The organism is Agrobacterium radiobacter (genome assembly GCF_040801995.1).
In the GTDB taxonomy this organism is placed as follows: domain Bacteria; phylum Pseudomonadota; class Alphaproteobacteria; order Rhizobiales; family Rhizobiaceae; genus Agrobacterium; species Agrobacterium radiobacter.
This window is the reverse complement of the sequence record NZ_JBEGHX010000002.1, coordinates 1,135,196-1,153,292: the sequence shown is the minus strand read 5'-3', so window position 1 is coordinate 1,153,292 and position 18,097 is coordinate 1,135,196. Positions and strand designations below refer to the sequence as shown.

Here is an 18,097-nt window from a genome sequence, read left to right as displayed (position 1 = left end):
GCAAGGAAAGCGGTGCGCATTGGCTTTATTAGAGGATAGAGGCTCTTGCCCGACGTTTCGCATCCGCTTAGCGTCCCGCCACCACCACAGCCTATATATGAATAAATTTGCGGGTTCAGCATGGACAAAGGGCTTATTCTGATCGTCGAAGACGACCCTGATATCATTCAGATTCTGGACGCCTATCTCATTCGCGAAGGATACAGAACCGTCAGAGCCAGCGATGGAGAAACGGCGCTGACCCATTTCTCCATGTTGAGGCCGGATCTGGTTCTCCTCGACATCCGCCTGCCGAAATTCGATGGCATCGAGGTGCTGAACCGCATCCGGCGGGAACGGGAAACGCCCGTCATCATGGTCACCTCTCTTGCGGAGGATATGGACAAGCTGACCGGCCTTCGCCTCGGCGCTGACGATTACATCGTCAAACCTTTCAACCCGCATGAGTTGATCGCCCGGGTGAATGCCGTGCTGAAACGCACGCGACAGCCAGGCTCCGGCGGGGTTTTGCGCTTCGGGGCCATCGAAGTGGACACCGAAGCTTATGTTGCGGCCGTCTGCCATGGTGGAGAGCGGGCCGTTCTGCCCCTGACGCTGAGCGAGTTCCGGATCCTCGCCCATATGACGCGCCGTCCCACCCACGCCTTTCAGCGCGCCGACATTCTCGACGCCTGCCTGCCGGAAAGCGATGCGCTGGCGCGCACCATCGACACACATATCGCCAATCTGCGCAAGAAACTGACGGATCATGGCGCCTGCGGTTATCTGGTCTCGGTGCGCAGCGTCGGTTATCGGCTGGCCGGGGAGCAAAAACCATGAAGCCCTGGCGACTCCGCCTGCGCACGATGACGGCGATCATCATCACCACGATGCTCATCTTTGCCGTTGCTTTGGTCTATTTCGGCGTTTCCTGGTATGCGGACAACATTGAGGAGCGCATCATCGCCCAGCTGTCGCCCGATGCCGCCAAGGCCTTCTCGGATATCGACCTGGGCATGATGCCGGATCAACGCCAACTTCAAGCCCTTGTCGAGGTTTTGCCGGGCCTGGAAGATCAGGCAGATAACGAGCTTATCAAATCGGTGTTCGTCTTCGGATTGCTCGGTGTCTTCCTGTGCAGCTTGCTTGGTTATTTCATATCTCGGCGCATTGCCGCACCTCTCGGCGAACTTGCTGATGCCGCGCGGCGCATGGCGACCGGCAACTTCAGCGGCGGCGCAAAGATCAAGGCGAGCCCCATCACCGAAGTCGCATTTCTGGTCGACAGTTTCGAGACTCTGACGCGGGAACTTCAGATGATGGAACGCCGGCTGAAGTTCAACACGATGGCAGTGGCCCACGAGCTGCGCACCCCACTCACGATCCTGCGGGGCCGTTTGCACGGCATCGCGGATGATGTCTTTCCCCTCGACAAGCAAGCCATTCGCCACCTCATCGTCCATGTTGAGGGACTGGCGCGTCTTGTTGACGATTTGCGCACACTTTCGCTGGCGGAAACCAACAGTCTCGTCAAAGACACCGAACCGCTTGATCTTGCCGCCGAATGCGCGGCGGTGGCTGAAGCGGCCCGGCCACTGATGGATGAGGTCGGCATTGATCTCAATATGTCGCTGGAGCCCGCACCCGTTTGCGGCGATCGACAACGCCTTCGGCAGCTTCTGCTGATTCTGATGGATAATGTGCGCCGCTACGCGGCGAGCGGCGGGTTTCTGCGTTGTTCGACCGGGGTTCAGGACGGGCGCGCCTTTGTCGCGATCGAGGATAAAGGGCCGGGCTTTCCCGCTGGCGTCGAGGCGCACGGCATCGAACTCTTCTGGCGGACGGAACCGTCGCGCGCGCGCAAAACCGGTGGCACAGGTCTCGGCCTGTCGATTGCCCGCGCAATCGCACGGGCGCATGACAGCGATCTGCAGATAAAGGCGCGGCCGGATGGCGGAACTATCGTGACGATTGTCTTCGGGGAAGCCTCCTAAAATATCCCGGCCAACCGTCTCTTTGCGGTTGCTTGTTTTTGCGCTGAGGCGGCGAACCGGTCTTCACATGGGACAGGCTGTTTCTCGACAGAATCTTGACAATTCCGGCGCATGCCCCGGCTGAACACCATGTTCTGCCGGAAGCCCATTTATGTCGCGCATTCAAGATGCTGCCGTTCTGGCAGAGAAACTCCCGGTCACGGATGATGTGGCCGAGACAGTTTCGGAAACACCCCGTTTTTTGTTGTTCTGGAGAATTATGACCTTTACCCGGCGCGCCTACTGGAAGCGGGCGGTTCTTTTCTGGCTGCGTTTTGCGATCAATCCATTGGTCACCTTTCGGTGGTGGCGGTTTCTGGCGGATTTTTCAACAGAGCGAAAATTACCGCTCCCGCATGACGACCTTCTCCAGAAACCTCTGTCGAAACTCCTCATCAATAAAGTTTCCCAGAAGAGACGGCTGGCTTTTCTCATGGATAATTTCGCAATTGCGGACCGGCATTTTTCCAGGAGCGTGATGGCCGGGCTGTGGGCGGGAAAAACCATTGATATGGGCACGGTTTGCGGCCGGAACGATGAATATCGATGCGTCCTGGCCTTGGCGGATTGTTGCGGCGGCCGACACGAGGGTGCGTTTTCCATCAGACTCATGGAGAGCCATGACAACACCGTTCTGTGGACGGCAACGTTCACTTTCGTTGAAGGGCGCGAAACACAGAACCACACGATTGTCGTTGGCGGCATGCAGGGTCCGCGCGCCGCGAAGGAACAAATGGTGTCGATGACGCGCGATCTCTCGGGACTTCGTCCCAAGGAGGCCGCACTGATGGTTCTGCAAGGTCTCACCGGTGAGGGTGCACATGACTATTTCGCTGTCGCCCACTCCAGACACCCCATCCGCTACCGGCGCGCCCGAAGGCAAAAAATGATGGTTTCGGACATCGATGCATTCTGGCGGGAACGCTCTGGCGAGCCGGATGAAATATTCGGTTTCAAGGTGCCCTTCTCCAGCCTTGAGGGTGGAGATAAACGCAGCCAAATGAAGTCCTCTTTTTTCAGCCTCGGCAAACGTCTCGCCGAGGCCGGAGTAAACGAAAGCGCCTGAGGCTCGTCCCAGGTTGCCTGGGACTTCGCGCTAACCATGGGCAGGTTTTCGCGCCGGACCGAAGATCATGAAACTGATGGCGGCAAGGAACCAGACGCTGATGCCGGCATAAAGCATGACCAGACCAAAACCGTCCGCAAGCGCCTGATGGACGAGCTCTTCCGAAACACCCTGCGCCGCGCCGGCGGTGCCCGCCGCGATCTTTTCCGCAAGCGACTGCAACGCATTGATGTCAGCACCTGATGGCAGGTTTGCCAGAAGCGAAGCCCGGACGCCCTCGACCAGAATAAAGCCCATGATCGGGATGTTGATGGCGAGCGAGATCATGCGCGCGCTCATGTCGATACCCGAAGCCATGCCGGAACGAGCGGGGGAAACCGCCCCCGTGGTGGTGTTGGTAACAGGCGTATTGGTCAGTCCGAGCCCGATACCGGCAAGGATGCAGCCGGGCAGCATGGTGAGCCAGCTCGCACTTTCGATGCCGCTTCCCAATTTCATCAACATGAAACCGAGGCCGATGGTGAACAGCCCGGCCGGAATGACAAGGCGCGGCTGGTAGCGCAACGACAGGCGCTCCGCCAAAGGCGGCACCACCAGCGCCGGCAGCGTATAGGCAAGCAAACCGAGGCCGGCGGTGACGCTGTCATAACCGAGGCCTGCCTGAAACCAGATCGGCAGATAGATCATGAACGGCCAGAAGCTGATGTTCATCGCCGCCGAACCGATGATCGCCCCCGAAAATGGCCGGATGCGGAAGACGGAGAAGTCGAACATCGGTCTCGCGTTAAGCTTTTCAGCGATCACGAAGGCGATGAAGCTCGCAACCGAGACGCCAAGGATCAGAAGCGCCGCCGGGCCCACAAAACCGAGTTCGGGTCCCTGCGTGATGAAAAAGGCAAGGCAAAAAACGGCAACCGAGAGCGTGACCATGCCGGCAAGATCGAGACGCGCCGCTTCCGGATCTCGCGATTCTCCCACACCACCGGCGGCGAGCAGCCATGTTCCCACGCCAAGGGCGACGTGAACGAGGAACACCCATTCCCAGCTCCACAGCGCGACGATGGCGCCGCCGATGATCGGGCCGAAACCCAGCCCCACGCCCGAGACAATGCCCCACCAGCCGAACGCCATGCCGCGTTCACGGGCCGTGCGGAACTGATGCGACAGGATGGCGATCTGGCACACCAGCATCGCCCCGCCGCTCAGTCCCTGCAGGAAACGCGCGCCGATCAGCACCGAGACGTTTTCCGTCATTCCGCAGGCGAGAGAGGACAGCGAGAAAGCGGCGATGCTGGCGATGAAGACACGTTTGCGGCCGAAGCGATCGGCCAGCGCGCCCGTCGCCATCAGCACCATCGTCACGCCGATCGTATAGGCATTCATGATCCACTGAAGCTGCCGGAAATCCGCGTGCAGCACCTGTTCGAGTGTTGGCAGGATCGCCGGAACGCTGGAAATTTCCAGTCCGAACATCAGGGCGGAGAGACAGACGGCAGCGAGCGCCATGGCGCTTCTGCTGCCCGCTGGTGCGGTAACGGCAAGGGTCATTCTTCAGCCTTTCATGGGTCGGCACGCAATGGCGAAAACCGATCTGTGGAGGAGACAGGCTAGACAAAGCTTGACCATAACTGAATTGGATGATTGGCTATTTCAGAGACAACAAATCGGAATAATCGACATGAGCACGCTGGATGTTGAGGCCGTCGAGGCCTTCGTCACCATCGCCGATATGCAGAGCTTCACCCGCGCTGCCGAAGCGCTCGGCACCACCCAGGGCGCCATCAGCGTCAAGCTCAAACGGCTGGAGGACAGGCTCGGCCAGCGGCTGCTCGAACGCACACCCCGCTCCGTGCGGCTATCCGCACAGGGTGCGGTATTTCTGGCGCCCGCCCGCGAGTTTCTCGCCGCGCATGATCGGGCGCTGGCGGGTCTTTCCTCGCCGCGCCGCCGCTTCGGCCTTGGCATTGCCGCCCACGTGGCGGGACCGGAGGTTCCGACCCTGCTTGCACGTCTCAACGACCACGACCCCGGGCTTACGATTGAAGTACGCATGGATCATTCCAGATCCCTGCTTGACGCCTTCGACCGTGGGGAGATCGATGCGGCGATCATCCGGCGCGAAGACGACAGGCGCGACGGCGAGGTGCTGGGACCGGAACATTTCGGCTGGTATGCAACCCCGCAATTCGAACACCGTCAGGGTGAACCGCTGCGGCTGGCGGCGCTCTCACCCGCCTGTGGTGTGCGTGACATCGCCACCCGCGCCCTGGATGCGGCTGCGATTGCGTGGACCGAAGTGTTTCTTGGCGGCACATCGTCGATGGTGACCGCAGCCGTCTCGGCCGGGCTTGCGGTTTCCGCCTTCTCCTCCCGTCTTGCACCACCCGGCACGGTGGAGGTCAGCCAGCGTTTTGGCCTGCCGCCCCTGCCTTCTACCGAAATCATCATGTTCTCGACCCTGACGGACAGCAGATCCCGGGAGGCGTTACGCACGCTCGCCGCCGCCTTTCGCGAGCATCGGCCGGGATCGTGACCATGATCACACAGATTGACACCGTCCGCTTGTCGACAACTACCGGCGGAAAATCTAGCATCGGGCGAAAATGACCCGGCCGATGTCTCTCTCGGTCCAATCGCTGCAGTGGAGTCCCCTCATGTCCCTTCCCCAGAAAATCGGCTTTATCGGAACGGGTGCCATCACGGATGCGATGGTGCGCGGCCTGCTCGCCAGGCCTACCGCCTTGCCGCATGTCATGGTGTCCCAGCGCAGCGCGGATATCTCGGCCAGGCTTGCAGTCGATTTTCCGCAGGTGATCATCTCCGGCGACAATCAGGCGATCGTCGATGGCTGCGATACCGTCATGCTCGCGATCCGTCCGCAGATCGCCGAAGAGGTCATCCGGCCTCTCCGGTTCCGCGACGGGCAGAAGGTCATCAGCGTCGTGGCGGCAACCAGCCGCGAGTCGCTCCTGGACTGGATCGGCGCGGATGTGCGTCTCACCCAGGCAATCCCGCTACCCTTCGTCGCCCGGCGCAAGGGCGTCACCGCCATCTATCCCGCTGATACGGATACTGCCGCAATCTTCAACGTGCTCGGCAATGCGGTGGAATGCGAGACCAAGGCGGAATACGACCTTCTGGCCGCGGCCAGCGCTCTGATGGCCACCTATTTCGGCATCATGCAGACCACGACCGAATGGCTGGCCGAGAATGGTCTGCCGGAAGAAAAGGCGCGCGCTTATCTTGCCCCCCTCTTCGCCGGCCTCTCCGAGGTGGCGGTGCTTGCTGGAAGCAAGGCGGATTTCAACGAGATCAGCCGTGAGTTCGCGACAAAAGGCGGCCTCAACGAGCAGGTGCTGCTGGACTTCGACGGCAAGGGCGGCTCAAGGGCGCTGAAAGACGCATTGAGCCGCGTGCTGGAGCGGATTACGCAATAGCCGGACAGGTGCAACGGCAACAACAAAAAAGGGGCCTTTCGGCCCCTTTCTGTCTTATGCCTTCCCCGGACGGTTGATTGTTAGGAAGTGCCGCACGACAGGCTTTTCCAGTCCGGAATGGTAAGCCAGCACCTTGCCCTGCAAATCCGCGTCGGCATGGGAAACCCGCTTGTGCTGGCGCAGATGTTCAGCCCAGGATTCCACCATGAACCATTCGACAATCTTCTGCGGATCGGCGGAGTCTTCCGTCACGCCCCAGCCATAGGCGCCATCGCGGCGACGTTCCTGGGAGAGTTCGTCCAGCGCATGCAGGAAATCGGAACGGTGATGCTTTTCGACATTATATTCGATCAGGATCAGAACCGGGCCACGATCATGAGCCACCGGCTCGGCAACGAGCGGTTCGGGCCAATGGTTGGACGGCACCATATCCGCATCGCCCGCAGGCAGTTTCAGACGGTGCATGACGAGGCCCGCAACCAGCAATCCCGCAGCGCCGATCAGCAACGCACCCGGCACGCCTGTGGCTTCACCAACAGCACCCCAGCCAAGGCTGCCGGCCGTCATCGCGCCATTGAAGACGGTGAGATAAACGGCAAGGCCACGGCCACGCACCCAGTTCGGCAGAACTGCCTGGGCTGCGCCATTCAGCGTCGTCAGCGCCGTGATCCATGCCCCACCGAGGAACAGCAGGATGATGATGGCAAGCCACTTTGGCGGTGCGAAGGACAGTCCAGCCATGACGAGCGCAGTCGTGAGAGCCGCACCCAGCAACAGGGCATCGGCATCGAAACGTTCGCGCAGCTTCGGCATGACCAGCGCGCCGCAGATGGCGCCGGCACCGACGGCACCGAGCAGGATACCGTAGAAGCTCGCATCTCCACCGAGCAGTTGCCGGGCGACCAGAGGGAGCAGTGCCCAGACAGCACTGGCGAATGCAAAGAAGATCGCTGCCCGCAGCAGGACGACATGCAGCGGCTTGCTGGCGCGGGTATAACGAAGGCCCGCCCGGAATGCGCCGAAGAAACCTTCCGCCAGTGCATCATTGGCGTTCTTTGCCCGTGGCCACCACAGAAGGGCGGCGATAACCACGAAATAGCTGGCGACATCAGCGCCATAGGTAAAGGCCGCCCCGAAGGCCGCGAGCAGGATGCCGCCGGCGGCCGGGCCGATGGAACGGGCGATGTTGATGCCGAGCGAGTTCAGCGCCACGGCGCTCTTGATATCCTCACGTTTCACCAGCTCCGGCACGATGGCCTGCCAGGTCGGGCCCATCAGCGCGGCGCCGATGCCGCCGAGGAAGGTGAGACCGATCAGCGCGCTAACGGACAACAGGCCGGTTTGGGCCAGAACCATGAGGGTGACGCTGACGGAGGCCAGCAACAGCTGCACGGCGATCAGGAATTTGCGGCGGTCGAGAATATCGGTCAGCACGCCGGCCGGAATTGCCAGAAGAAAGATCGGCAGCGTCCCTGCCGCCTGAACCATGGCGACGGCCGCCGGCGAGGCCGAAAGATCGGTCATCAGCCATGAACTGGCGACATCGCGCATGAAACTGCCGGTATTGCCGAGCACCGTCGCGGCCCAGAGGACGGCGAAAACTGGTTGCGCAAGAGGAGCAAAGCTGCTCGCCGAGGATTTTGCGGCACTCATTTGCCTGTTCCTTTCGTGAGATCGATTGCGGCGACGATGATGAAGGCGCCGGCAAGGCCAAGATGCTCGAAGAAGGCGTTGGTGGCCATCATGCGGTCCATGCCGGGCGCCATTTCCCAAAAGCGGAGAGCGATGAAGGTGGCCAGAAGCGTGAAGCCCGCAAGTGCCAGAGCACCGGCCCAACGCAGGAAGCCCGACACCACCAATGCGGAGGCGGTGAGTTCGAACAGGATGACGACGACGGCGAATGCGGCCGCCGGCTGAAGGCCAAAATGGTTCATCTCGGCAATCGCGCCGGGGAAGTCGAAGATCTTGGTCAGCGGCCCCTGAATATAGGCCGAGCAAAGCGCCAGAAGCGCAAGGGTCTTTGTGGCGGGGGCGGCAACGACATTTGCGAGGAAGCCGCGAAGGCGAAGGGTTGAAGATGGCTCGGTCATTTTTTGCTCCTGCGATCTGGCCGGTCGGTTCGAGCGGCGCTGCGTTCATGTGATGGAGCGATATTGGCGCAAAGGATTACCGCCAACAATTGCATCAATAGTTTCTATATAATTGCGAATTTTGTAATATTCTTTTTATCGCCGGATCTTTCGCAGACAACGGGCAGCGGCAATCCACTGCCCGTTGGATTTATCTTGCCAATCAGCCTCAGACCGCCCAGCAGGAGCAGCCGAGAGCGCCGAAAAAGCCCTTCAGATCGGCAATCGGCAGTTTCGACGTCCATGCGCCGGCATGGTCGTGACCATGCACACCGCAATCACTGGCACAGCCGCAGGACGAGATCGCAGCCCGTCTGAGCGAGTTCTTTCCAGCACCCTGCGGCTCACCCCAGGCGGCATAACCGCCGAAGGTTCGCACAGGCGACCAGTCGGGCATCGCCGGCGGAATATTGCTTTCATCCAGCGTCCTGAAGTCGCCGGCGCCATAGACGATCTTGCCGCCGACCATGGTCAGTTCGGATGTAAGGAAGGAGATTTCATCCTCCGCGCAGGAGAAATAATCCTTGTCCGGCACCACGAGATCGGCGAACTGGCCTTTTTCGATGCGGCCCTTCTTGCCTTCCTCGTTGGAGAACCAGGTGACTTTTTCGGTCCACATGCGCAGCGCCGTCTCGCGGTCGAGGCAGTTGGCGCGCGGATAAAGCTGCATGCCGCCCACCGTCTTGCCCGTCACCATCCAGAACAGCGACACCCACGGATTATAGGAGGCGACGCGCGTTGCATCCGTACCGGCCGAAACGTTCACGCCCTTTTCCAGCATCCGCGCAATCGGCGGTGTGGCCTCCGCCACGCCCTGGCCATACCGTTCGACGAAATATTCGCCCTGATAGGCCATGCGGTGCTGGGTTGCGATGCCGCCGCCAAGCGCGGCGATGCGGTCGATCGAGCGGTCGGAGATGGTTTCGGCATGATCGAAAAACCAGTTCAACCCTTCGAGCGGGATATCCCGGTTGACCTTTTCGAAGACATCCAGCGCCCGCGAAATGGTCTCGTCATAGGTGGCGTGCAGACGCCAGGGCCAGCGGTTTTCCGCCAGAATCCGGACGACGCCTTCAAGCTCGCCTTCCATTTCCGGCGGCATGTCCGGCCGTGGCTGGCGGAAATCCTCAAAATCGGCAGCGGAAAAGACCAGCATTTCGCCTGCACCATTGTGCCGGAAGTAGTCGTTACCCTGCTTGTATTTGACCGATGACGTCCAGTTGAGGAAGTCCTCCTTCTCCTGCTTCGGCTTCTGGGTGAAGAGGTTGTAGGCCAGCCGAACCGTCATCTGGTTCTCATCCGACAGCTTCTGGATCACTTCGTAATCATCAGGGTAATTCTGGAAGCCGCCGCCCGCGTCGATCACGCCGGTCACACCCAGCCTGTTCAGCTCGCGCATGAAGTGGCGGGTAGAATTGACCTGGTAGTCGAGAGGCAGCTTCGGCCCCTTGGCGAGCGTCGAATAGAGGACGCCGGCATTCGGCTTGGCGAGCAGCAGGCCGGTCGGATTGCCATTCGCATCACGGGTGATCTCGCCACCGGGCGGGTTCGGCGTATCCTTGGTGTAACCGACGGCGCGAAGTGCTGCACCGTTCAGCAACGCCCGGTCATAAAGATGCAACAGGAAGACCGGCGTATCCGGCGCCACCGCATTGATTTCCTCGATGGTCGGCAGGCGCTTTTCAACGAATTGATGCTCGGTGAAACCGCCCACGACCCGCACCCATTGCGGGGCCGGGGTAATAGCCACCTGACGCTTCAGCATGTCCATGGCATCGGCAAGCGAGCGCACGCCATCCCAGCGCAGTTCCATGTTGAAGTTCAGGCCGCCGCGCACGACGTGGGTGTGGTTGTCGATCAGGCCGGGCAGAACCCGCTTGCCCTTCAGGTCGATGATCTTCGTATCCGGCCCGGCAAGGGCCATAACCTCGGCATCGCTTCCCACTTCCAGAAACAGGCCATCCTTGATGGCCACTGCAGTTGCATTCGGATTGCCGCGGTCGAGCGTCGTGACGCGGCCGTTGTGAAGGATCGTATCTGGGTGCATGGAAGAACCTCCGGTCTTGATGAGATCAGCGGCCTTAGCCGGTGAAAACAGATTCGGAAAGGCAAGGCTCGAAGCCGCGCCAAGAAAGGTGCGTCGTGTCGGCATCAGCTTCTCTCCCGGTTGATAGGCTGTTTGACCTCGGCAAGGCCAGTTGTTTCAGCGCCACCCTTCGGCATATGGCCGAACATATGCGGCTTGATCTGGTTGATCCACGAAACCACGGCCGGCTCCTTGCCGACGATCGTCTTCGCGAGGGGGATGATCTGCTCTCCAACCAATATGCCGAGCAGGCCGACGAGAGCAATGACGGGCGGTGCGGGAGAACGCACATTAAGCAGGCTGTAAACTATGCCGACCAGCAGACCGGCGCCAAGGGACAGAAGATAGACTTTCATCGAAACCTCCTCGATGGGTGAAAGCCGCACCGGACTGGATGGCGATCCTGCCGGTGCGGCGTGGTTGAAAGCTTATTTCTTGACCGGGTTGGGGCCGATGCGCTTGCCGTGCTTCACGCGTTCTTCACCGCCATGGACATGGGTGACGGCATAATCGATGCCCATGCCGTAAGCGCCAGAATGTTCCTTCACCAGCGCGGTGACGGCGTCATAGGTTTCCTTGCGTGCCCAGTCGCGCTGCCATTCGAGCAGCACCTGCTGCCAGGTCACGGGAATGATACCGGCCTGCACCATGCGGTCCATCGCATATTTATGCGCGTCGAGAGAAGTACCACCGGAGGCGTCCGCCACCATGTAGATCTCATAGTCCGCGACATCATGGAGAGCCGAGAGTGCGAAGGTGGTGTTGCAGACTTCCGTCCATAGGCCGGAGACGACGATCTTCTTGCGGCCACCGGCGGCGTTCTTGGCCAGCGCATCGCGAACATTCTGGTCGTCCCAGGAATTCATCGAGGTACGCTCGAGAATGTCGTTTTCCGGGAAGACCGCGAGCAGTTCCGGAAAGGTGTTACCGGAGAAGCTTTCCGTTTCGACCGTGGTGATGGTCGTCGGGATGTTGAAGATCTTTGCCGCCTTGGCGAGGCCGACGACATTGTTCTTCAGGGTCTGGCGATCGATCGACTGCACACCGAAAGCCATCTGCGGTTGCTGGTCGATGAAGATGAGCTGGCTGTTGGCGGGGGTAAGGACTTCGAGCTTGGACATTTTCAGTTCTCCGTTCAGGTGGTGATTGCCGATCTACGGCGGTGGAAACTAGGAAGGCTTCGCCGGTCGGCTGCCCGGCAGGGGCAGCCGCCTTGAAAAGTATAAATCTGTTTTGGTCAGTGGATGCGGATCAGAGACCCGCTTTATGCCGCAAGGGGAGCGAGGTTGGCCTCGATCTGGTTGCGGAAAGGCTCGTAGCGGCTCGGCAGCTTGAGCGCTTCGCCCAGATGCGCGGTATCCTCGTCACGGTCGAAACCGGGTTCATTGGTGGCGACTTCGAACAGAATGCCGCCCGGCGTGCGGAAATAGATCGCCCAGAAATAATCGCGGTCGATGACGGGGGTGACCTGATAGCCCGTATCCATCAGCGCCTTGCGCACTTCCAGCTGCTTTTCGCGGTTTTCGACTGCGAAAGCGATATGGTGGACCGAACCTGCCCCCGGACGGGCAAAGGGCGTCTTCGGCAGGGCCGCAAGATCGATCGTGTCGGCCCCGTTGCCGCCGGGAATGATGAAGCGCGTCACATTGCCTTCAGCATCAGCCCGTTCATAGCCCATGAAACGAAGGAGTTCCTCAGTCGCGGCCGTGTCGTTCAGATTGAAGCGCGCGCCGGTGAAACCACGTATGGCGCTGTCTTCGGAAATGCCCTCGGCCAGCCAGGGGGCACGGGCGTCATTGTCCGTTTCGATCAGCGCAAGGCCATCGCCATCGGGACCGGTGAAGCGCAGGCGCTCAGCACCGAAGACCGTGTCGGCCTGAAGGCCGGCGGCACCTTTGGCAAGCAGACGCTCTTTCCAGAAGCCCAGCGAACCCTCGGGGATGGAAAACTGCGTCTCGCCCACCTCACCGACGCCGGGACGGCCGGCCATCATGTTGGCGAAGGGAAAATAGGTCATGACCGTGCCGGGCGTGCCATTTTCGTCGCCGTAATAAAGGTGATAGACGCTGGGTTCGTCAAAGTTGACGGTTTTCTTGACCCGGCGCAGGCCGAGCGTATCGGTGAAGAAACTGTTGTTCTGCCGCGCATCCGACGCCATCGAGGTGACGTGGTGCAGGCCCTTGATATCCTTGATCATCGGCGGCGCCTTTCGTTGTTGGTGTGTCCGTTTCGATGGACAGAGATGTAACCCGCTTGATTGCATCGCGGAATTGCAATATTTCTCTCGAATGAATTGCGATTTTTGAAATAATAGAGATGAACGACCATAAAGCTCTGAAAACCTTTCTGATGGCGGCCGAAAAGCGCAACTTCGCGCAGGTCGCCCGTGAACTGGGCATGACGGCGGCTGCCGTCACCCGTGCGATTGCCGCGCTTGAAGACGATCTCGGTGTGCAGTTGTTTGTCCGCACCACCCGACAGGTTTCCTTGACGACGGACGGCGCCATCTTCGCCGCACAGATCCAGCCGGCGGTCGAGGCGCTTGAGAACGCCCGGCGCGATGTCCGCAACGCCCATAAGGCCGATGAGGGGCGCCTGAGGATCAGCGCGCCGACATGGCTTGGCAAGACGGTGCTGCCGCCGATCCTGTCGGGTTTCCGGGAACTCTATCCAAAAATGTGCTTCGAGATTTCCCTGTCGGACGGCCTGATCAATATCGTGGATGACGACTACGATCTGGCGATCCGCATCTCGTCCGCCCCGTCAGACAAATTCACCATCTGGCGCAAGATCAGGGCCGTGCCGCGAATATTGGTGGCGGCACCGGGCAGCCGCTTCACGCAGATGGAACATCCAAGCGAACTGACCCCTGACGATTGCCTTGCCTATAGCGGTGAAAGCCGGCGGGAGAACTGGGTCCTGTCAGACGGCGGATCGAGCATCGCCATCTCGGCCGGCCGCGCATTCAGCGCCAATAGCGGCGAGGTTCTGGCCGATATGGCGGCAGATGGCGCGGGCGTGGCCATGCTGCCGGGATTTAATATCGCCGAGCATATCCATAGCGGCCGGCTCGTTCATGTCCTGCCCGGCTGGGCGCCGCCCGAACTCTGGCTGACGCTCTATTATCCGCCCTATCAGACGCTGCCGCCCCGTATCGCGACCTTCTCGAAATTCTTCGAGGAACAATTGCCGGCGCATATGGTGATGCTGGACTAGAGCCGGCGACCTTGACCCCGCCGACGCGCACGAGCGCGTCGGCCTGATGCGTGGCTTAGCGTGGCGGCAGCAAGAAATGGCAATAGCCGGGGCTGCCGCAACGTTCTGATGGTCGGGCCTCTAGGCCAGATGCTGGCTGAAGAAGGCGGCGATCCGGTCGAACGGGATTTTGTCGGCGCGGTCATACAGGTCCGTATGGTTGGCGTCCGGAATGATCACGAGTTCCTTCGGTTCGGCAGCGGCAGCGAAAGCTGTCTCGCTGAAATATCGGGAATGCGCTTTCTCGCCATGGATGAACATCACCGGGCGCGGCGATATTTCGGCGATATAGGTCAGGATCGGCATGTTCATGAACGACAGGGGTGTCGTCTGCGTCCAGGAATTACCGGAATTGACAGCACGCGCATGATAGCCGCGCGGCGTCCGGTAGTAGTCGTGATAGTCGATCAGGAACTGCGCTTCGCCACCCTTGAGATCGTTATAAGGCGGCTGATAGGCGGGGCTTCCCTTTTCCGCATCCTGCCAGCGCTGCCGGCTCATCTGCTCCAGCGCCTGTGTGCGCTGTTCGAGGGTAACGCTGTCGTTGTAGCCTTTGGACATGGCCCGCGTCATGTCATACATGGTGCTGGCCACGACCGCCTTCACGCGCTTGTCCGCCGCGACAGCGTTCAGCGCCATGCCGCCCCAGCCGCAGATACCGATGACACCGATACGCTCGCGATCCACATAGGATTGCAGCCCGATGTAATCCACCGCGGCGCTGAAGTCCTCGGTATTGATATCCGGCGAGGCGACGTTCCGGGGCTCGCCGCCGCTTTCTCCGGTATAGGAGGGATCGAACGCCAGCGCGGCAAATCCACGCTCCGCCATGGTCTGCGCATAAAGACCGGATGACTGTTCTTTTACCGCACCGAAGGGGCCGCTGATGACAAGGGCGGCCAAAGGCGCACTTTCGCGGTTCTTTGGCAGGTAGAGGTCACCTGCCAGGGTAATGCCGTAGCGGTTCTTGAACGAGACCTTCTGGTGATCGACATTGTCGCTCTTCGGGAAGACCTTGTCCCATGAAGAGGTTTGGGCGAAAGCCTGCGTCGCGCTCGCCATCGGCACCATGCCCATTGCGGCGACGGCGATGCCCGTTGCCTTCATCAGGTTGCGCCTGCCGGTATTGCAGGTTTCATCAGTTTCGACTGGCTTGCTCATGCTGGGAACTCCTGTTGTGGTTCGGTTCATTGGACGCGTTCGATGCGCAGCGGAAATTCCCCGGGGATATGAAGCGCTTCATAGCCTTTATCGAAGCGTCCCAGCCGGATGAGGCCGGGATGCCTGTAGTCGGCATAGAATATCGCGAGATTGCCCCAGGGCATGTAATAACAGAGGTCGTAAGGTCGCTCGTTTTCGAACGGACCGTGGCCTTCGACCGTCAGCTTTCGAGGGAGATAGGCGATCTTCTCGTTGGAGCCGAAGTCAGCGATCCTGACGTCGAGCGGCAGCATGGACGCGAAATCGCGGGCTGACGGATTGTCGTAGAGCGTCGCTATCATCGTGTTTTCTGCGAAAATCAGCTTGATCTTCAAATCGGTCCTCTCCTGATTGTTAGGCCCGCTTTTGCTGAAAGCTCGCCCGGGCAGGATGAAGGCGGCGGCCATCGCCAGCAGGATGCGTCGGGCGAAAACCGCCGGGCGACCATTCACGATCGCCTCCGCGCCAGCCGCCAGGCGACAAAAGAGGCAAGCGAGGAACCGCAGAGCAACAATGCGCTCAGTGTGAAGGCCGACCACCAACCGAAACTGTCGAATAAAATGCCGCCGACCGAGGCCCCCGCCGTGATCGCCAGTTGAATGACGGCAACCTGCAACCCGCCGCCGGTCTCGGCATCATCAGGCAGAATGCGGCTCAGCCAGGTGCCCCAGCCAACGGGTGCGGCGGTTCCAACGAAACCCCAGCCGACAAGTGCGGCTGCGACAGGAAGTTTCGCGTCGCCAAAGGCGACCATGAAGAGCGCGATACCGGCCATCAACAGGGGAATGATCGCAAGAATGCTGAAGAGACGGTGTTGCAGCAGCCGGCCGACGACCCAGGTTCCGACCGCCCCCGCCAATCCCATGATCAGCAGCAGCAGCGACAGCATCGTGATTTCGACCCGCGTGACCTGCTCGAGAAAGGGCCGCAGATAAGTAAAAAGTGCGAACTGACCCATGAACAACAGCAGGATCGCGATCATGCCCGCCGTGACGGCTGGACGTCCAAGCAGCCTGAAGACATTCGCGGATACACGGGCGCGGCGCGGCGGAAGTTCCGGCAGGACGATCCATTGCCACAGGAGCGCAAGCAGGCCGATAGGCACGACCAGAAAGAAGGCGCCGCGCCAGCCGATATAGGCGCCCAGCAGGCTGCCAAGTGGGGCGGAAACCGTTGCCGCAACCGCGTTGCCGGCATTCAGCAGTGCAAGTGCTTTCGGCACCTGATCATGGGAGACGAGACGCATCACGATCACGGTGGACATCGACCAGAAGCCGCCGATCGAAATTCCGAGCAATGCCCGGCCAAGCATCAAGACCGGGAAAGACGGTGCAAGGGTGACCACGATGCCGGACACCATCAAGAGCGCCGTGAGGCCGAGCACGACAACGCGCCGGTCCAGCCGCCGGGTCAGGCCGGTAATCAACAGGCTGGTGATAACCGCAAAGATGCCGGAGATGGAGATCGCCTGCCCCGTATTACCTTCTGAAACGCCGAGATCGGCGGCGATCGGCGTCAGCAGACTGACGGGCATGAATTCCGAGGCGATCAACACGAAGGCGCAGAGCGTCATGCAAAACACGGCGCTCCATGCCGCATGTCTGCTGCCCATCTTTTCGTCATAGGTGAGAGTCATTCGCCAGATCCCACTAAAATCCCGGTTTCTTTCGATGGCGGGAAGATATTGCCGGGCGACTTTGCGGACAATCCGTGCTAATTCGCATGGACTTATCGAAATTCAATATTAATTGGAGGTTTTTGATGCAGCGAGAGGATATGAAGGATCTCCTCTGGTTCATGGAGGTTGCCAAAGAGCGGAGCTTTACGAAGGCTGCGGCGACGCTCGGAACATCGCAATCGACATTGAGCTATACAATCAAGCAGCTTGAAGCCCGGCTGGGCGTGCGCCTGCTGACGCGGACGACACGCAGCGTGGCCACGACGGAAGCCGGCGAACGCCTGCTTTTATCTATCGCTCCGCGATTTCAGGGGATCGAGGCGGATCTGGCGGATCTCGTCGCCTTTCGCGAAAAGCCCTCAGGCACCTTGCGCCTCACCCTGTCCGATCACGCCCTGCAAACAACCGTCTGGCCGAAACTGGGCCGCGTTCTGTCCAACTACCCCGACATTCGTATTGAGCTCTATAGCGACAATGGCATGCGCAATATTGTCGAGGAACGCTTCGACGCCGGCGTGCGACTGGGCGAGAGCGTCGACAGGGACATGATCGCCGTTCGGATCGGCCCGGACTGGCGTCTGAGAGCCGTGGCTTCGCCAGACTATTTCGTCAGACACGGCATCCCTGTCATACCCCAGGATCTGGTCGGCCATGTCTGCATCAATACACGTCAGGCAACCTGGGGTGGATTTTACGCCTGGGAATTTGAAAAGGACGGGCGGGAGCTGCGGGTCAGGGTTGACGGACAACTAAGCTTCAATTCCTCGATCTCCCAGATCGACGCCGCGATGAAAGGCTACGGGATCGCATACGTTCCGGAAGACCTCGTCGAGGCGCACATCGCTGAAGGGAGATTGCAGGCGGTTCTGGACAATTGGAGCAAGCCCTTCACCGGCTATCACCTCTATTATCCGAGCAGGCGTCAGATGTCTCCGGCGATGAAGGTGATCATCGACGCCCTGCGCCATCATGCCTGATACGGAGGGTTGACCTCCTATCGGAACAACCGCCCTGAACCCAAACCGGCCGGCATTCGTGGCGGATCATCGCGGCCCGCGTCTGCCCGCCTAAAGCATTGCCATATCCACGAAACGGGAAATCACAGCTTCCTCTCCCTAAAAATAAACTTCACGGCACCCGATATAAAGGAGACAAAGCAAATTATTGACTGCGGCTGACGCCCGTTACATCAGCGAATCAGCTTGCGACAAGAATTGTTGTTCCGTTTTGACCG

17 protein-coding genes are annotated in these 18,097 nt (G+C 60.2%); 7 read left to right on the top strand and 10 right to left on the bottom strand.

The window, feature by feature from the left end; all coding sequences use genetic code 11:
- Nucleotides 1-120: 120 nt before the first annotated feature.
- From MRBLRC7O_RS19135 to MRBLRC7O_RS19125, 3 genes are all read left to right on the top strand, one after another.
- The gene (locus MRBLRC7O_RS19135; protein WP_020010098.1) at nt 121-819 is read left to right on the top strand and encodes a response regulator; all 699 of its coding nucleotides are present in this window, start codon (nt 121-123) and stop codon (nt 817-819) included.
- Nucleotides 816-1,973 carry an ATP-binding protein gene (locus MRBLRC7O_RS19130; RefSeq protein ID WP_111820889.1) on the top strand — a complete coding sequence of 386 codons (1,158 nt, stop codon included), beginning with the start codon at nt 816-818 and terminating at the stop codon, nt 1,971-1,973. The genes MRBLRC7O_RS19135 and MRBLRC7O_RS19130 overlap by 4 nt, the downstream gene beginning before the upstream one ends.
- Before the next feature lie 151 nt (nt 1,974-2,124).
- The gene (locus MRBLRC7O_RS19125) at nt 2,125-3,078 is read left to right on the top strand and encodes a DUF535 family protein (RefSeq protein WP_003508358.1); all 954 of its coding nucleotides are present in this window, start codon (nt 2,125-2,127) and stop codon (nt 3,076-3,078) included.
- 30 nt (nt 3,079-3,108) lie between these two features.
- Here the strand turns inward: MRBLRC7O_RS19125 and MRBLRC7O_RS19120 are convergent, their stop codons facing one another.
- A complete protein-coding gene (locus MRBLRC7O_RS19120; protein WP_020813630.1) occupies nt 3,109-4,626 on the bottom strand; it encodes an MFS transporter in 1,518 nt (505 codons plus the stop codon).
- 130 nt (nt 4,627-4,756) lie between these two features.
- Here MRBLRC7O_RS19120 and MRBLRC7O_RS19115 point away from each other — a divergent pair, with 130 nt between their 5' ends.
- Both MRBLRC7O_RS19115 and MRBLRC7O_RS19110 read left to right on the top strand, forming a co-directional pair.
- The gene (locus MRBLRC7O_RS19115) at nt 4,757-5,611 is read left to right on the top strand and encodes a LysR family transcriptional regulator (RefSeq protein WP_003522061.1); all 855 of its coding nucleotides are present in this window, start codon (nt 4,757-4,759) and stop codon (nt 5,609-5,611) included.
- 121 nt (nt 5,612-5,732) lie between these two features.
- Nucleotides 5,733-6,515, top strand: a complete 783-nt coding sequence (locus MRBLRC7O_RS19110; RefSeq protein WP_031234595.1) for a pyrroline-5-carboxylate reductase — start codon at nt 5,733-5,735, stop codon at nt 6,513-6,515.
- Nucleotides 6,516-6,569: 54 nt separating this feature from the next.
- Here MRBLRC7O_RS19110 and MRBLRC7O_RS19105 read toward each other — a convergent pair whose 3' ends face one another.
- The 6 genes from MRBLRC7O_RS19105 to MRBLRC7O_RS19080 all read right to left on the bottom strand — a co-directional run bounded on the left by MRBLRC7O_RS19105 (nt 6,570) and on the right by MRBLRC7O_RS19080 (nt 12,927).
- Complete coding sequence (locus tag MRBLRC7O_RS19105; RefSeq protein WP_003508354.1) at nt 6,570-8,168, bottom strand: MFS transporter; 1,599 nt, start codon at nt 8,166-8,168, stop codon at nt 6,570-6,572.
- Nucleotides 8,165-8,605, bottom strand: a complete 441-nt coding sequence (locus MRBLRC7O_RS19100) for a DoxX family protein (RefSeq protein ID WP_020813628.1) — start codon at nt 8,603-8,605, stop codon at nt 8,165-8,167. The genes MRBLRC7O_RS19105 and MRBLRC7O_RS19100 overlap by 4 nt, the downstream gene beginning before the upstream one ends.
- Nucleotides 8,606-8,813: 208 nt before the next feature.
- Entirely contained in the window at nt 8,814-10,796 is a 1,983-nt protein-coding gene (locus MRBLRC7O_RS19095) for an amidohydrolase (RefSeq protein WP_080867042.1), read from the bottom strand.
- Nucleotides 10,796-11,086 (bottom strand): XapX domain-containing protein, encoded by a 291-nt coding sequence (locus tag MRBLRC7O_RS19090; RefSeq protein WP_020813626.1) that lies wholly within the window; start codon nt 11,084-11,086, stop codon nt 10,796-10,798. The genes MRBLRC7O_RS19095 and MRBLRC7O_RS19090 overlap by 1 nt, the downstream gene beginning before the upstream one ends.
- 72 nt (nt 11,087-11,158) lie before the next feature.
- Nucleotides 11,159-11,851: a hydrolase gene (locus MRBLRC7O_RS19085; protein ID WP_111820886.1), complete on the bottom strand. Its 693-nt coding sequence runs from the start codon at nt 11,849-11,851 to the stop codon at nt 11,159-11,161.
- Between the two features lie 143 nt (nt 11,852-11,994).
- Nucleotides 11,995-12,927 (bottom strand): VOC family protein, encoded by a 933-nt coding sequence (locus MRBLRC7O_RS19080; protein ID WP_111820885.1) that lies wholly within the window; start codon nt 12,925-12,927, stop codon nt 11,995-11,997.
- Nucleotides 12,928-13,046: 119 nt separating this feature from the next.
- On the opposite strand from MRBLRC7O_RS19080, the gene MRBLRC7O_RS19075 reads away from it, so the two are divergent.
- Nucleotides 13,047-13,946 carry a LysR family transcriptional regulator gene (locus MRBLRC7O_RS19075; protein WP_003508348.1) on the top strand — a complete coding sequence of 300 codons (900 nt, stop codon included), beginning with the start codon at nt 13,047-13,049 and terminating at the stop codon, nt 13,944-13,946.
- 120 nt (nt 13,947-14,066) lie between these two features.
- Here MRBLRC7O_RS19075 and MRBLRC7O_RS19070 read toward each other — a convergent pair whose 3' ends face one another.
- From MRBLRC7O_RS19070 to MRBLRC7O_RS19060, 3 genes are read right to left on the bottom strand one after another with little or no spacing between them, the layout of a single operon-like run.
- Complete coding sequence (locus MRBLRC7O_RS19070) at nt 14,067-15,146, bottom strand: alpha/beta hydrolase (protein ID WP_020010110.1); 1,080 nt, start codon at nt 15,144-15,146, stop codon at nt 14,067-14,069.
- 26 nt (nt 15,147-15,172) lie between these two features.
- The gene (locus tag MRBLRC7O_RS19065) at nt 15,173-15,637 is read right to left on the bottom strand and encodes a cyclophilin-like fold protein (protein ID WP_020813624.1); all 465 of its coding nucleotides are present in this window, start codon (nt 15,635-15,637) and stop codon (nt 15,173-15,175) included.
- The gene (locus tag MRBLRC7O_RS19060) at nt 15,634-16,821 is read right to left on the bottom strand and encodes an MFS transporter (protein WP_111820884.1); all 1,188 of its coding nucleotides are present in this window, start codon (nt 16,819-16,821) and stop codon (nt 15,634-15,636) included. The genes MRBLRC7O_RS19065 and MRBLRC7O_RS19060 overlap by 4 nt, the downstream gene beginning before the upstream one ends.
- Nucleotides 16,822-16,946: 125 nt before the next feature.
- On the opposite strand from MRBLRC7O_RS19060, the gene MRBLRC7O_RS19055 reads away from it, so the two are divergent.
- On the top strand, nt 16,947-17,840 hold the full coding sequence (locus tag MRBLRC7O_RS19055; RefSeq protein ID WP_020813622.1) for a LysR family transcriptional regulator: 894 nt from the start codon (nt 16,947-16,949) through the stop codon (nt 17,838-17,840).
- The last annotated feature ends 257 nt before the right edge of the window (nt 17,841-18,097 follow it).